This window comes from Kitasatospora aureofaciens (assembly GCF_019192735.1).
GTDB classification, from domain to species: domain Bacteria; phylum Actinomycetota; class Actinomycetes; order Streptomycetales; family Streptomycetaceae; genus Kitasatospora; species Kitasatospora aureofaciens_A.
The window spans coordinates 1-13,176 of the sequence record NZ_JAHTKP010000037.1 but is presented as its reverse complement, the minus strand read 5'-3'; the positions used below and the strand labels follow the sequence as shown (position 1 = coordinate 13,176).

Here is a 13,176-nt window from a genome sequence, read left to right as displayed (position 1 = left end):
CGCGCGGACGATCAGGGCGTGCAGGCAGGCGCGCAGCACGCCCTGGTAGCCGGACGGCAGGTCCGATGCAGTGCTCCGTGTCGGCGAGCAACGCGCCGATGGCAGAGGCCTGTTGGCCGAGATCCAGCCCGGGGCGGGCGGACAGGGCACGCAGGGCGGCCAGGTCCGGCGGGTGGCCGAGCAGGAAGTCCTCGTTGAACAGGACGACCCGGCCCGTGAGTTCGTCCGTCCAGACCATCCGCTCGACGCTAGACGGGCGGCCAGGGGATCGAGGGCCAGTCCTCGGACGGCAGCGGGTGCCGGCCGGTGCCTCGCAGCTCGGCCACCCGGGCGCGGGTCGCGTCGAGTTCGGCGGCCGTCAGGTGCGGGGCCAGCCGCTCGCCGAGCGTGCCGTCCAGTTCCTCCGCCAGGCGGGCCAGCATCTCCAGCGCCTCGGCCGACAGCGGATCCCCGGCCCAGCCCCAGAGCAGGGTGCGCAGCTTGCCCTCGGTGTTGAAGGTGACGCCGTGGTCGATGCCGTAGACCCGGCCGTCGGTGGCCGGAATCAGGTGGCCGCCCTTGCGGTCGGCGTTGTTGAGAACCGCGTCCAGCACGGCCAGCCGGCGCAGCCGGGTGTCGTCGTGGTGCACCAGCAGCGCGGTGCGCCCGCCGCCGACCTCGGCCTGGATGATCGGCAGCCAGCCGGCCTCGGGGCCGCGCGGGTCCTGGAGGGCGAGCAGCGGCTCGGCCTCCGGGTCGGGCTCGACCCACAGCTGCACCATGCCGGGCCCGTGCGGTCCGTCGCGCAGCACGGTCGGCGGGACCAGCGCCCAGCCGGTGGCGGCGGACAGCTCGTACGCGGCGACCTCACGGCCGGCGAGCGTGCCGTCCGGGAAGTCCCAGAGCGGGCGTTCGCCGGCCACCGGCTTGTAGACGGCCTGCGCGCTCAGCGAGCCGAGCGCGACGGTGCAGTAGAGCGCGGCGTTGGAGGCCTCGGTGAGGCGGCCGTGCACCGTCAGTTCGCCCTCGCGCAGCAGCGCCAGGGCGGTGGGCACGTCGGCGGCGAGGGCCGCGGCGGCGGCCGGGTCCGCCTGGGGCGGGGTCTCGGTGTTCAGCGCCGGTAGCCGTTCGCGCGCGGGCACAGGTGGCCCTCCGGGTCGAGCGGCAGGTTGCAGAACGGGCAGGGCTTGCGGCCGGCCGCGACCAGGTCCAGCGCCCGCTTGGCGAACACCCGGGCCATCGCGCCGGACAGCCGCACCCGGAGCATGTCCGGGCCGTTGTCGTCGTCCTCGAAGACCGCCTCGGCGGCCTCCTCCTCGTCCTCGTCCTCGATCAGCGCCTGCGCCTCGACCACCAGGCAGGCGTCCACGCTGTCCCAGGCAAGGGCCATGGTGCCGACCCGGAACTCCTGTTCCAGCGGCAGGTCGAGCGGGGCGGTGTCGAGCAGATCCTGCGGGGCGGTGGCCGGGATGGAGGGGTCGCCTCCGCTGCGCCGCAGCGCCTCGTCCAGGACCTCCTCGATCCGCTCGGCGAGTGCGGCGACCTGGGTCTTCTCCAGCAGCACGCTGGTGATCCGGCCCCGGGCGCTGGCCTGCAGGTAGAACGCCCGGGCGCCGGGCTGGCCGACGGTACCGGCCACGAACCGTTCGGGCTGGTCGTAGAAGAAGACCTGACGGGGCACGCTCTCGCTCCGGATCGTGTCGCTCGTTGAGGATCCGCTGTCGGGGATCGCTCTGGGGGTCACAAGGGACGTTGGGGCTGGCCCGCGGCGGGGCTCGTTAGTCACCCTACGACCTCCGGGCCCCGGCCGGGGAGCCGAGCCGGAGGCCGGGCGGGCTGCCACCCGACGACTCAGGCGGTGCCGCCGACCACCGCGTCACCGGCCGGGCCGGCCGGCGCGGCGCCGGATTTCGGCGCCAGCGAGCGGAGGTCGCCGGTGTCGCCCATGCGCAGCACGAAGGGCCGCTGCGGGGTGTAGCGGATCGCGGTGACCGAGCACGGCTCGACGCTGATCCGCTGGAAGTGGTCCAGGTGCAGGCCGAGCGCGTCGGCGACGACCGCCTTGATCACGTCCCCGTGCGAGCAGGCGAGCCAGACCGCGTCCTCGCCGTGCTCGGCGGCGATCTTCTCGTTCCACTCGCGCACCGCGCTCACCGTGCGGTGGCTCAGCTCGCGCAGCGACTCGCCGCCGGGGAACGCCGCGGCGGCGGCGTGGTCCTGGACGGTGCGCCACAGCGGCTCCTTGGCCAGCTCGGCCAGCGGACGACCGGTCCACTCGCCGTAGTGGCACTCGCCGAGCCGCTCGTCCTCGGCGGGCGGGGCGAGTTCGGGCCGGGCGGCGAGCAGCGGCTCCAGGGTCTGCCGACAGCGCTCCAGCGGGCTGCTGACGGCCTGGGCCAGCGGGATGCCCGCGAGCCGGCCGGCCAGCGCGGCGGCCTGCGCGCGCCCGGTGTCGTCGAGGTCCACCCCGGGCGTCCAACCGGCCAGGATTCCGGCGGTGTTCGCGGTCGAGCGGCCGTGGCGGACGAGCAGCAGGGTCGGCATGGGGCTTAGCCTACGGCCTCCGGACGGGGGCGTGGGGCGCGAGTGTGGGGCGCACGACTGGCTGTCGTGCCGGTGGCTTCCGCTACGCCAGCCCGGCGCGCTCCAGCGCCTCGACGCCGGTGCGCAGCGCCTGGATCCGCTCGTCCAGGGTGAAGCCGCCCGAGGCCAGGGTGAGCGTGGTGACGCCCGCGTCGGCGTAGGCCTGCATCCGGTCGGCGATCCGGGCGGTGTCGCCGATCAGCGCGGTGGCGTCGATCAGGTCGTGCGGGACGGCCGCGGCGGCGCCCGCGTAGTCCTTGGCCAGGTACTTCTCCTGGATCTCGTCGGCGGCCTGCTCGTAGCCCATCCGCCGGGCGAGCTGGTTGTAGAAGTTCTTCTCCTTGCTGCCCATGCCACCGATGTACAGCGCGGCGTAGGAGCGCAGCGAGTCGACGCCTGCCTTGATGTCCTCGCCGACCGCGATGTGCACGGTCGGGCAGAGGTCGAAGCCGTCCAGCGTCTGCCCGTTCTTGGCGCGTCCGGCCTTCAGCGGGTCGAGGGAGAGCGCGGCGTGCTCGGGCGAGAAGAAGATGCCGAGCCAGCCGTCGGCAGTCTCACCGGTCTGCTCCAGGTTCTTCGGCCCGATCGCGGCGATGTACAGCGGGATGTGCTCGCGCACCGGGTGCACGGTGAGCTTGATCGGCTTGCCGGGGCCGCCGGGCAGCGGCAGCGTCCAGTGCGCGCCCTCGTGGACCAGGCGCTCGCGAGACATCGCCTTGCGGATGATCTCCACGTACTCGCGGGTGCGGGCGAGCGGCTTGTCGAACTTCACGCCGTACCAGCCCTCGGAGACCTGCGGTCCTGAGACGCCGAGGCCGAGCCGGAACCGGCCGCCGGAGAGGGTGTCCAGGGTCGCGGCGGTCATCGCGGTCATGGCCGGGGTGCGGGCCGGGATCTGGAAGATGGCCGAGCCGACGTCGATCCGCTCGGTCTTCGCGGCGACGAAGCTGAGCACGGTCGCCGCGTCCGAGCCGTAGGCCTCGGCGGCCCAGCAGACCGAGTAGCCCAGCCGGTCCGCCTCCTGGGCCACGGCGATGTTGTCGGCATCCATGCCGAGTCCCCAGTAGCCGAGGTTGATGCCGAGTCGCATGTGCCGAACCTTCCAGTCGGGTGGGCCTGGTGGTGAGGGTAGCCGGGCGTCCGGCCGTGATGCTACTGACCGGTAGTCGTGGGCTGGGTCACACCGGGCACGGCTCCCGCCCCGGTGATCGTTCTGCGGGTCTGCACACCTGCCCGTGCACCGGCCGCTACGCTCAGCCGACGTGGGGATTCCTCTCCCCACCTGCGCGTTTACAGGGCTGCCGGGGCACCCGGGGCCACCGGCCAGTGGAGGGTCCGTCCGATGGAACAGCGTCACCTCGGCCGCACCGGCCTGCAGGTCTCCCGGCTCGGCCTCGGCACCATGACCTGGGGCCGCGACACCGACGAGCACGAGGCCGCCGAGCAGCTCAAGGAGTTCGTCGACGCCGGCGGCAACCTGGTCGACACCGCCGACGTGTACGCCGACGGCGGCGCCGAGTACCTGCTCTCCCGCCTCACCGACAGCCTGATCCCGCGCTCCGACCTGGTCATCGCCACCAAGGCCGGCAGCGTCCCGGAGTCCACCCGCCGCTTCGACGGCTCGCGCGGCCACCTGCTCGCCGCCCTCGACGCCTCGCTGCGCCGGCTCGGCACCGACTACGTCGACCTGTGGCAGGTGCACTCCTTCGACCCGGCCACACCCGTCGAGGAGACGCTCAGCGCCCTCGACATCGCCGTCACCTCCGGGCGCGCCCGGTACGTCGGCGTCTGCGACTTCAGCGGCTGGCAGCTCGCCAAGGCCGCCACCTGGCAGCACGCCCACCACGGCCGGGTGCCGCTCGCCGGGGCGCAGCTTGAGTACTCGCTGCTCCAGCGCGGCATCGAGCGCGAGGCGCTGCCCGCGGCCCTGGACGCCGGGGTCGGGCTGCTCGCCTCCTCCCCACTCGGGCGCGGCGTGCTCACCGGCAAGTACCGGCACGGCGTCCCGCAGGACTCCCGCGGCGCCTCGCCGTACCTGTCCGGCTTCGTCCAGCCGTACCTCGGGGAGCGCTCGCGGCGGATCGTCGACGCCGTCGCCACCGCCGCGGACGGGCTCGCCAGCAGCCCGCTCGCGGTCGCCCTCGCGTGGGTGCGGGACCGGCCCGGGGTGGCGAGCGCGCTGGTCGGGGCGCGGACGGTGGCGCAGCTGCAGGCGGCGCTGTCGGTGGAGGCCCTTACGCTTCCGGGTGAGATCCGCAGTGCGCTGGACGACATCTCGTCCCCGGTGCACCGCTACCCGGACCAGGGGTGGAGCGAGCTGTAGGCCCGCTTGTCCCGTCAGTCGAGCAGAACGCGCAGTGGAGTTGGCTTTGGAGCGGACGATGAGTGACACGGAGAACGGCGCTCCGGAGGAGACCACGAACGGCGCTCCGGACGAGACCGCGGCGGACAAGGCCGCGGCCATCGCCGAGCTGGCGCAGAAGATCCGCAGCGTCGGGCCGCAGGCCTCGACACCCGCCGCGGACTCCGGCCCGGCTGCTGCCGCCGCGGCCCCGTCGCCGACGCGCGCCGAGACCGACGAGCAGCGGGCGCAGGCCCTGCGCGACACAGCCGAGGTACTGACCGCCGGCGGCGCCCCGGCCGAGCTCGCGGCCGCCGCCGTGGCCGAGTTCGGCGACGGCGCAGCCGAGCAGCTGCGCGCCGACCCGTGGGCGGTGCTGGCGCTGCCCGGCGTCCGGCCCGAGCACGCGGACGGCTTCGCCCGCGGCCTGCTCGGCCCCGCCGCCGGCCCCGGCGACCCGCGCCGCGCCCAGGCGCTGGTGCCGTGGCTGCTGGAGCAGTCGGCGCTGCGCGGGCACTCCGCCGTCGAGATCGGCGAGGTCGCGGCCGGCCTCGACCGGCTCGGGCTGCCCGACTCCGCCGCGGCGATCCAGGCGGCCGTGCTGGACGGGCGGGCGATGCCCTTCCAGGAGGAGCTGACCGGCGCCGAGGCGCACACGGCGGGCGGCGACGAGAACGACGAGCCGCCGACCCGGACGCTGCTCGCGCTGGAGCGGCTGGCGCTCGCGGAGGAGAGCCTCGCGGACGGGCTGGTCCGGCTGATGTCCACCTTCGTGCCGGGGGAGGATGCGGAACCCGGGGAGGATTCGGAGCCGGACGAGGCCGCCGAGGACGAGGCTTCCGAGGCCGAAGCGCCCGAGGCCGAGGCGGCTGAGGAGGGTACGGGGGACGCTGCTCCGGAGACCCCCGCCGCCCCCGGCCCGGCCGCCTGGGCGTCCGCCGCCGAGGCCGCGCCGTCGTCCTCCGCCACCGCGCTGATCCGGGCCGTCGCCGACAGCGCCCTGGTCCTGCACACCGGCGGCGAGGCCGCCCGCGCCGAGCCGGCCGCCCTGCTCGCCGCCGCCTCTGCCCTCGGGCTGCGCGTCTGGGCCGCCACCTGGACCGACCAGGGCCGGGCCTCGCTCACCGCCCTCACCTGGTCCGAGGCCCCCGTGGTCACGCTCGCCGAGCTGCTTGCAGGCACCGCCGGCCCCGGCCGCTCGTCCGACGGCACGCTCGCGCTGGACCTCCTGGTCGTCCTCGACGCACCGCTGCTGGACGTCGAACTGGCCGCCACCGTCCTGGAGTCGCTCGCCGACGGCACCCGGCTGGTGCTCAGCGGCGACCCGGGCCAGCTCTGGTCGGCCGGCCCCGGCCGGTTCTTCGCCGACCTGCTGGCCACGAAGGTCTGCCCGGCGGTCGCCTCCCGCACCCCGGACTTCGGCCCGATCGGCGAGCTGGTCTCCGGTGTCGGCATCGGCGAGCTCCAGCCGGTCGAGGCACCGGACAAGGAGGTGGTCATCCTGACCGCCAAGGACAGCGCCGAGGCCGTCCACCGCGCCATCCAGTTGCTCACCGACTCCATCCCGCGCGCCCTCGGCATCCCCGCCGAGCAGGTCGTGCTGCTCACCCCCGGCCACGGCGGCCCGGCCGGTACCCGCTCGCTCAACGCCGCTGCCAAGGCCCGGCTCAACCCGGGCCCCGGCCGGTTCGGCGGCTTCGACCCGGGCGACCGGGTGGTCGACTCCCCCGCCCCCGGCATCTCCCGCCCGGCCCGGGTGCTCGACGGCGACGCCACCGGCCTGCACCTGGAGTACGCGGACGGCTCGCGCCGGACCGTCCCGCCCGCCGAGGCGGCCCGGCTGCGGCACGGCTGGGCGCTGACCGTCCACCAGGCACTCGGCCGGCGCTGGCCCGGCGCGGTGGTCGTGCTGCCGGAGGACGCCGGCCCGGCGCTCAGCCGGCAGTGGGTCTACACCGCGTTCGGCCGCGGCGAGCGGCACCTGTCCGTGGTGCACGCGGCGGGCCCGGCGCTCGCCCAGGCCGTCGCCGAGCGCCCGGCGCAGCCGCGCACCACCCGCCTGCGGGCGATCCTCGCGGAGAACGCGGCCGCGGCGTACTGAGGGCTCCTGTCCAAGGGCTCCGGACACGGCTCGGCGGGCGGCCCCCACTCCGGGTGGGGGCCGCCCGCCGTGTGCCGGGGCTACGGACGGCTCAGTCGTCGAGGTCCTCGTCGTCGTAGACCTCGCTCACGTCGAACCGGCAGATCAGCAGCTGCGGGTCGGCGTGCTCGAAGGGCTCCGGCAGCCACTCCCCCGGCTCGGTCGGCTCGGCCGCCGCGACCCAGAGCGTCGAGTCGCCCTCCTCCAGGCCGAACTCCTCGCTGCGGGCGGCGATCTCGTCCGGCTCGTACTCGCCGAACAGCACCCCGATCGCGGCGTTCACCCCGCCCGCGCCGGCCCCGCCCGGGGTCAGCGACTCGTCCAGCCGCTCGGCCTGGGCGCGCAGCCGCTTGGGGTCGACGATGTGGTAGTCGCGGCGGATCAGCACGCTGATCGCCTCGGGCTGGTCGGGGCCCAGGTAGCCCCCGGGGCCCTCGTCCCCGGGGACCTCGAAGGGGGTGACCTCGTCGTAGGCCTCGTACAGGAGTTGGTCGTAGGCGATGGCCGCCGTGGCGAGCTGCTCGTAGGCGGCGGACACAGCGGGATCATCCGCTGCGCTGGGGCTTGACACCGCTTCCAGATGACGGTCGATGGCGGCCTTGACCGCCTCGGCGGCGGCGCGTACCTCGGCAATGGTGGGCTGCGCGGCATCAGACATGGTGCAGACGCTATCTCCCCGCAGTGTCGGTACGCACAGCGGTTGTCACCTACACCCGCGATTTCACCGCAACTTCCCCCCTGATGTCCGATCCGCGTGGTTCTGTCCCCGCGCAAACCCGGCGTGCGAGGCGTACGGAGGGCACGGTTCGGCCGTTCGGGAACCGCTTCGTGCGCCCGGTTCGGGGTATCCCGTCCACGGGAGCAACAGAACTGATGCACTGTCAGTGATGTGGTCGTCCGCGGGGGTGCTCCGGCGGCTCCGGCGGCGGGGAGGACGGCCGGAAATACCCGGGCCCACTGTCCGAGGCAGGCCGTAGGCTTGCGTGCAGGTGATCCTCAGGAGGAGCGTTTTGACCCCACCGAAGCCGGTCCGGCAGCCGGAGTACGAGTACCAGTCCCTTCGTATGCCGCGCGGCACCTCGCGCAACGCGGCACGCCAACTGCTCACCGAGCACGCCGAGTACGGGCACTGGGAGCTCGACCGGCTGCGACTGTTCCCGGACGGAAGCCGGACGGTCCGGCTGCGGCGGCGGATCATCCGGCAGGTCCGGAGCTGGTGACGGGCGGGCGCGTGCCGGTGGTGGATCTGAGCTGAGCTTTCAGGCGCCCGCGGCCGTCCGTTCGTCCGGAGGCCGCGGGCGCTTGGGTTCCGCTCGGGTTTCGGGCCCGACGCCTCAGCGGGCGCCGGCGCGGGCGCGGCGGTAGAGCACGCCGCCACCGAGCAGCAGCGCGAGACCGGCGGCGCCGAGCATCTCGACGTCGCCCGCGCCCGTGGAGGCCAGCTGGGTGCCCGGCGCGGTGGCCGGGCTACTGGTACGGGCGTCGGCCGGGACGGCCTGGTTGCTCGGAGCGCCACCGTTGGAGACCGGCGCCGCGGCCGGGGTGGAGGCGGCGGGCGTGCCGCCGTTCTGGGTGGTGCCGGTGGACGGGCCGCTGGTGCGGCCGCCGCCCGGCGTGGTCTCGCCGCCGGTCTGCGGCGGGGCGGGGGGCGGCGTGGTCGGGCCGTGGCCCTCGGGGCAGTCGTCGGTCGGCTTGGGGCTCGGGGCGGGCTGCGCGACGTTGCCGCAGGCGTTGCCGAACGCCGGGTTGCCGACGCCGACGACGTCCACGGAGTTGCCGCAGGCGTTGACCGGGACGTGCACCGGGGCCTGGACGCTGTTGCCGGAGACCGCGCCGGGCGAGTTGGCGGCGCCGCCGCTGGCGGACGTTCCGGAGGCGGAGGAGCCGCGGGTGGTGCCGCCGTTGTCGCTGCTGCTGCCGTTGTCGCTGCTGCCGTTGCCACTGTTGCTCGTACCGCTGCTGTCGGCGCCCCGGTGGCCGCTGACGTTGGCGCAGTGGTTGCCGTAGGACGGGTTGAGCACGCCGATCACGTCGACGGTGTTGCCGCAGGCGTTGATCGGCACCTCGACCGGCACCTGCACCGAGTTGCCCGAGGCCACGCCCGGCGAACCGGCGGTGCCCCCCTGCGCTTCGGCGCCCGCGTAGGCGTAGCCGGCGGTCGAGGCCAGGACACTGCCGGTGGCCACGGCCGTGAGGATCCCCTTCTTGGCTACATTCCTCATGTATTCCCCTGACATATCGAGACGACGTAACGACCTTCAGAAAGTCTGACTTTCCGTATATCCGGATATCCGGCAAGGTCTTCGAGTGCACACGGGTCAACGAGGGAGCCGGGGGGAAGTTGAGCCGAACGCACCAGCTTCACCCGATCGAGTGACGGTGGCCGATGCCGGTATCCGGCCCGGCCAGAACCCCCCGCACCCGGCGAGGCCGGAACCGTCCGCAACCGGCCCGGACAGACAAGCGCCCCCGATGGCGGAGCTGTCCGCCATCGGGGGCCGAGTTCTCAGGCCGAGGTCTCAGACTCAGATGTTGGCGCAGTGGTTGCCGAACGCCGGGTTCAGCACGCCGATCACGCTGACGGTGTTGCCGCAGGCGTTGACGGGGATGTGCACCGGAATCTGGACCTGGTTGCCGGAGACGACACCCGGGGAACCGACAGCCGCACCCTCGGCACCCGCGCCACCGTGAGCGGACGCGACACCGGCGGCGGCGAGCACCAGGCCACCGGTGGCAGCGGCAACGGCGGCGATCTTCTTGACCTTCATCATTCCTCCTGTATGGACAACCCGACCCGTTCGGCGGGCTGCACAGGGATGAACGAGGGTGTGGCAAACGGGGTACGGAACAGATTTCCCATTCACCCGCAACGGTGATGACTCGCACAGATGCTCGGCGCACATTTCCTTGCAGAATCGTTTCTGTCGATCTCCTTTCCCCTGTCCCAAATCATCAGCTCGGACAATGCGAACGGCCCGTCCCCGGAACCCCGGGAGCGGGCCGCACCGTCGACGTACTCGGGCAGGCGTGCTCAGCAAACGTGCTCGGCAGGTGTGCTCAGCAGGCGTGCTCAGCTGGCGTCGAGGAACCGGTCCAGCACGCGCACGCCGAACTTCAGCCCGTCCACCGGCACCCGCTCGTCCACCCCGTGGAACATCCCGGCGAAATCCAGCTCCGGCGGCAGCTGCAGCGGCGCGAAGCCGAAGCACCGGATCCCGAGGTCCTGGAACGACTTGGCGTCCGTCCCGCCCGACAGGCAGTACGGCACCGCGCGGGCGATCGGGTCCTCCGCCCGCAGCGCCGTCTGCATCGCCTCGACCAGCGCACCGTCGAAGCTCGTCTCGATCGCCCGGTCCGAGTGCAGGCTCTCGCGCTTCACGCGCGGGCCGAGGACGCTGTCCAGCTCGGCCAGGAACTCCTCCTCGTAGCCGGGCAGGAAGCGCCCGTCCACGTGCGCGGTGGCCTGACCGGGGATCACGTTCACCTTGTAGCCGGCGCCGAGCATGGTCGGCTGGGCGGTGTTGCGCAGCGTGGTGCCGATCATCTTGGCGATGCCGCCGAGCACCCGCAGCGTCTCGTCCATGTTCTCCGGGTCCAGCTCGACCCCGAGCGCGTCCGACAGCTCGTCCAGGAAGGCCCGGACGGTCTTGGTGATCCGCAGCGGGAACCGGTGCCGGCCCAGCCGGGCGACGGCCTCGCACAGCTCGGTGATCGCGTTGTCGTCGTTCTCCATCGAGCCGTGCCCGGCGCGCCCCTCGACGGTCAGGCGCATCCAGTGCATGCCCTTCTCCGCCGTCTCCACCAGGTAGAGCCGCACCTGGTCGTTGACCGTGAAGGAGAAGCCGCCGACCTCGCCGATGCCCTCGGTCACGCCCTCGAACAGCTCCGGGTGCTTGTCCACCAGGAACCGCGCCCCGTACGTGCCGCCCGCCTCCTCGTCCGCCACGAAGGCCAGCACCAGGTCGCGCGGGGGCTTGCGTCCGGTGCGCAGCCGGTCGCGGACCACGGCGAGGGCCATCGCGTCCATGTCCTTCATGTCGACTGCGCCGCGCCCCCATACGCAGCCGTCCGCGATCTCGCCCCCGAACGGGTCGTGCGTCCAGTCCGCGGCGTTGGCCGGCACGACGTCGGTGTGGCCGTGGATCAGCAGGCCGGGGCGGGAGCGGTCCTCGCCCTCGATCCGGACCACGGTCGAGGCGCGGCCCTTGGCCGACTCGAAGATCTGCGGTTCGACCCCGAACTCGGCGAGCTGCTCGGCCACGTACTCGGCCGCCTTGCGCTCCCCCGGGCCGGAGCCGTCCCCGTAGTTGCTGGTGTCGATCCGGATCAGATCACGACAGATCCCGGCGACCTCCGACTCAGCCGTCACCTTCGACGCCGCCGACTCGCTCCGCTCGCTCACGGTCACTCCTCGTCTCTGGCCCGCACCGACGCACCAGCGCGCCACCCCCAGGACCTGCACCCGGGCCGTACGAGCACGTCCGCCCATCCTCCCCCAGCCCCTCACCCGGATCCACCCCCCGCACACCCCCGAAACCCCCTGGTCACGCCCCCGCCACACACCGCCCCTTGCCCCCGCCACCACCCCCGCTGCCCGCCCCGGAGCCGTTTTGGGACCCCAAGCCGATCTTTGCTACAGTTACATCTGTCAGCGCGGCCGACGAGAGAACGGAAGCCGCAAAGGCAACACCCAGTCCGGGTGGCGGAATGGCAGACGCGCTAGCTTGAGGTGCTAGTGCCCTTTATCGGGCGTGGGGGTTCAAGTCCCCCCTCGGACACCAACCATTCGCCAACAGCGTTGGCGAGGGAATGCGGGCCAGGAGCAATCCTGGCCCGCATTTTGCGTTGTGCGTGATCGTACGGGCAACACAGACCCGGGCTGCGTAGAGCCGCTGCGAGATGATCACTGCGGCCATCCGCACAATCTTCGCCCAGCCCACCGCTCTGATCGCGGACGCGGAGTGCGTGGAGCTCCCACTGGAGGTAGGCACTGATCGGCTCCTCCACGACGCGCACCCGGCGCGCAGAGAAACCGTGCTCGGCGATTCTCCAGAAGATTACTTCGAATTCCGCACAGTAGGCGTCGAGTTCCATGCGCTCGCCGGTGGCCCCCGTTACGAATCCACATTCGAGGTCCAAATTCCGCAAAGTCGCGTCATGTCCGGCTCATAGCCGGGTGCACGCGGTGGAGCGCGCCACGGAAGCCTGGACGTAGTGGTAGGCGTCCTACGCCTGGCGGGACTCTCCCAGGGCGCTCTCGATGCCCTGGACCATCCGCCACAGCGGCGCCCGGCGGCTGGCCACCAGCACCACCACCTCGTCGGACTCGCCCTCACCGGCGCCCTCGGCCGGGTGGCCGCCCCACGTGCCGACAACGAAGGCCATCGCGCTGTCCACCTCGGCGACCCAGTCGCTCTCCCCGCCCGAACGCAGCCAGGTGCGCAGCGCGTGGTTGTGCGCGGCGACGACGGCGGCGGCGATCACGTCGGCGCGCAGCGCACCGTCCGGGCGGTCGGCGAACCGGCCGCGCAGGTAGTGCGCGAGGGTGTGCTCGTACCGCCAGACCACCGACAGCTCGTACGCGCGCAGGCCGGGCACCTTGCGAGTGAGCCGGTAGCGCTGGACGGAGAAGGACGGCTGCTCGGCGTACATCCGCAGGACCAGGCGGGCGGCGTCGCAGGCGTGCTTGACCGGGTCCTCGTCGCCGGCGCCGGACTCCAGGAACTCCGTCATCTCGGCGAGGCTGCGCTCGTGATCGGGGAAGACCACGTCCTCCTTGGCCGGGAAGTAGCGGAAGAAGGAGCGCCGGCCGACCCCGGCGAGGGCGACGATGTCATCGATGGTGGTCTGTTCGAAGCCGCGCTCCAGGAAGAGCTCGAAGGCCGCGGCCACCAGCGCCTCGCGCATCGCCGGCTTCGAGGGCCCGTCGCTCATAGGCAGGTCCTGCTCTTCCTTCTCGCTCATTCCCGGAACATAGCATCGGCCTCGAACGGCCTGGGTCCTGCGGCCGTTACGGCAGGTTGCGGGCCATGACGATGCGCTGGACCTGGTTGGTGCCCTCGTAGATCTGCGTGATCTTCGCGTCCCGCATCATCCGCTCCACCGGGTAGTCCCGCGTGTACCCGTACCCACC

The 13,176-nt window shown here is 73.0% G+C and carries 13 protein-coding genes, 1 tRNA gene and 1 pseudogene; 4 read left to right on the top strand and 11 right to left on the bottom strand.

Annotation, left to right across the window (positions count from 1 at the left end; translation table 11 throughout):
* Positions 1 to 248: 248 nt before the first annotated feature.
* The 4 genes from KV557_RS28160 to KV557_RS28145 form a co-directional block, all read right to left on the bottom strand.
* Positions 249 to 1,121 carry an SCO1664 family protein gene (locus KV557_RS28160; RefSeq protein ID WP_218204327.1) on the bottom strand — a complete coding sequence of 291 codons (873 nt, stop codon included), beginning with the start codon at positions 1,119 to 1,121 and terminating at the stop codon, positions 249 to 251.
* Positions 1,091 to 1,660, bottom strand: coding sequence for a DUF3090 domain-containing protein (locus tag KV557_RS28155; protein WP_218204326.1), 570 nt, complete (start codon positions 1,658 to 1,660; stop codon positions 1,091 to 1,093). Before KV557_RS28155 ends, KV557_RS28160 begins: the two co-directional genes overlap by 31 nt.
* Before the next feature lie 170 nt (positions 1,661 to 1,830).
* Complete coding sequence (locus tag KV557_RS28150; protein WP_218204325.1) at positions 1,831 to 2,523, bottom strand: histidine phosphatase family protein; 693 nt, start codon at positions 2,521 to 2,523, stop codon at positions 1,831 to 1,833.
* Between the two features lie 82 nt (positions 2,524 to 2,605).
* Positions 2,606 to 3,652, bottom strand: a complete 1,047-nt coding sequence (locus KV557_RS28145) for an LLM class F420-dependent oxidoreductase (protein ID WP_218204324.1) — start codon at positions 3,650 to 3,652, stop codon at positions 2,606 to 2,608.
* 252 nt (positions 3,653 to 3,904) lie between these two features.
* Between KV557_RS28145 and KV557_RS28140 the strand changes: the two genes are divergently transcribed.
* Together KV557_RS28140 and KV557_RS28135 are read left to right on the top strand one after the other, a co-directional pair.
* Positions 3,905 to 4,885, top strand: coding sequence for an aldo/keto reductase (locus tag KV557_RS28140; RefSeq protein ID WP_218204323.1), 981 nt, complete (start codon positions 3,905 to 3,907; stop codon positions 4,883 to 4,885).
* Positions 4,886 to 4,943: 58 nt separating this feature from the next.
* The gene (locus KV557_RS28135) at positions 4,944 to 7,004 is read left to right on the top strand and encodes a helix-hairpin-helix domain-containing protein (protein ID WP_218204322.1); all 2,061 of its coding nucleotides are present in this window, start codon (positions 4,944 to 4,946) and stop codon (positions 7,002 to 7,004) included.
* A 91-nt stretch (positions 7,005 to 7,095) separates the two neighbouring features.
* On the opposite strand, the gene KV557_RS28130 is transcribed toward KV557_RS28135, so the two are convergent.
* Positions 7,096 to 7,701 (bottom strand): hypothetical protein, encoded by a 606-nt coding sequence (locus KV557_RS28130; protein WP_218204321.1) that lies wholly within the window; start codon positions 7,699 to 7,701, stop codon positions 7,096 to 7,098.
* A 352-nt stretch (positions 7,702 to 8,053) separates the two neighbouring features.
* Between KV557_RS28130 and KV557_RS28125 the strand changes: the two genes are divergently transcribed.
* Complete coding sequence (locus tag KV557_RS28125) at positions 8,054 to 8,263, top strand: DUF5703 family protein (RefSeq protein WP_218204389.1); 210 nt, start codon at positions 8,054 to 8,056, stop codon at positions 8,261 to 8,263.
* A 114-nt stretch (positions 8,264 to 8,377) separates the two neighbouring features.
* Here KV557_RS28125 and KV557_RS44185 read toward each other — a convergent pair whose 3' ends face one another.
* From KV557_RS44185 to KV557_RS28110, 3 genes are all read right to left on the bottom strand, one after another.
* Entirely contained in the window at positions 8,378 to 9,229 is an 852-nt protein-coding gene (locus KV557_RS44185; protein ID WP_308130108.1) for a chaplin, read from the bottom strand.
* 339 nt (positions 9,230 to 9,568) lie between these two features.
* Positions 9,569 to 9,811 carry a chaplin gene (locus KV557_RS28115; protein WP_374106681.1) on the bottom strand — a complete coding sequence of 81 codons (243 nt, stop codon included), beginning with the start codon at positions 9,809 to 9,811 and terminating at the stop codon, positions 9,569 to 9,571.
* A gap of 302 nt (positions 9,812 to 10,113) precedes the next feature.
* Complete coding sequence (locus KV557_RS28110) at positions 10,114 to 11,445, bottom strand: M20/M25/M40 family metallo-hydrolase (protein WP_218204318.1); 1,332 nt, start codon at positions 11,443 to 11,445, stop codon at positions 10,114 to 10,116.
* 291 nt (positions 11,446 to 11,736) lie between these two features.
* Between KV557_RS28110 and KV557_RS28105 the strand changes: the two genes are divergently transcribed.
* A tRNA-Leu gene (locus KV557_RS28105) sits at positions 11,737 to 11,824 on the top strand.
* 169 nt (positions 11,825 to 11,993) lie between these two features.
* On the opposite strand, the pseudogene KV557_RS44955 reads toward KV557_RS28105, so the two are convergent.
* From KV557_RS44955 to KV557_RS28095, 3 genes and pseudogenes are all read right to left on the bottom strand, one after another.
* Positions 11,994 to 12,137 (bottom strand): annotated as a pseudogene (locus KV557_RS44955) (DUF6879 family protein); the annotation flags it as partial.
* A 132-nt stretch (positions 12,138 to 12,269) separates the two neighbouring features.
* Positions 12,270 to 12,950, bottom strand: coding sequence for a TetR family transcriptional regulator (locus KV557_RS28100; RefSeq protein ID WP_218204376.1), 681 nt, complete (start codon positions 12,948 to 12,950; stop codon positions 12,270 to 12,272).
* 103 nt (positions 12,951 to 13,053) lie between these two features.
* Positions 13,054 to 13,176, bottom strand: a 123-nt coding sequence (locus KV557_RS28095; protein ID WP_256178065.1) for an acyl-CoA dehydrogenase family protein, incomplete at its 5' end; no start/stop codon positions are given.

Bases quoted from the DNA above. Each gene is read 5' to 3' on its own strand.
- KV557_RS28135 (WP_218204322.1), top strand. From the start codon at position 4,944: ATGAGTGACACGGAGAACGGCGCTCCGGAGGAGACCACGAACGGCGCT.
- KV557_RS28130 (WP_218204321.1), bottom strand. From the start codon at position 7,701: ATGTCTGATGCCGCGCAGCCCACCATTGCCGAGGTACGCGCCGCCGCC.
- KV557_RS28150 (WP_218204325.1), bottom strand. From the start codon at position 2,523: ATGCCGACCCTGCTGCTCGTCCGCCACGGCCGCTCGACCGCGAACACC.
- KV557_RS28140 (WP_218204323.1), top strand. From the start codon at position 3,905: ATGGAACAGCGTCACCTCGGCCGCACCGGCCTGCAGGTCTCCCGGCTC.
- KV557_RS28115 (WP_374106681.1), bottom strand. From the start codon at position 9,811: ATGAAGGTCAAGAAGATCGCCGCCGTTGCCGCTGCCACCGGTGGCCTG.
- KV557_RS28145 (WP_218204324.1), bottom strand. From the start codon at position 3,652: ATGCGACTCGGCATCAACCTCGGCTACTGGGGACTCGGCATGGATGCC.
- KV557_RS28100 (WP_218204376.1), bottom strand. From the start codon at position 12,950: ATGCGCGAGGCGCTGGTGGCCGCGGCCTTCGAGCTCTTCCTGGAGCGC.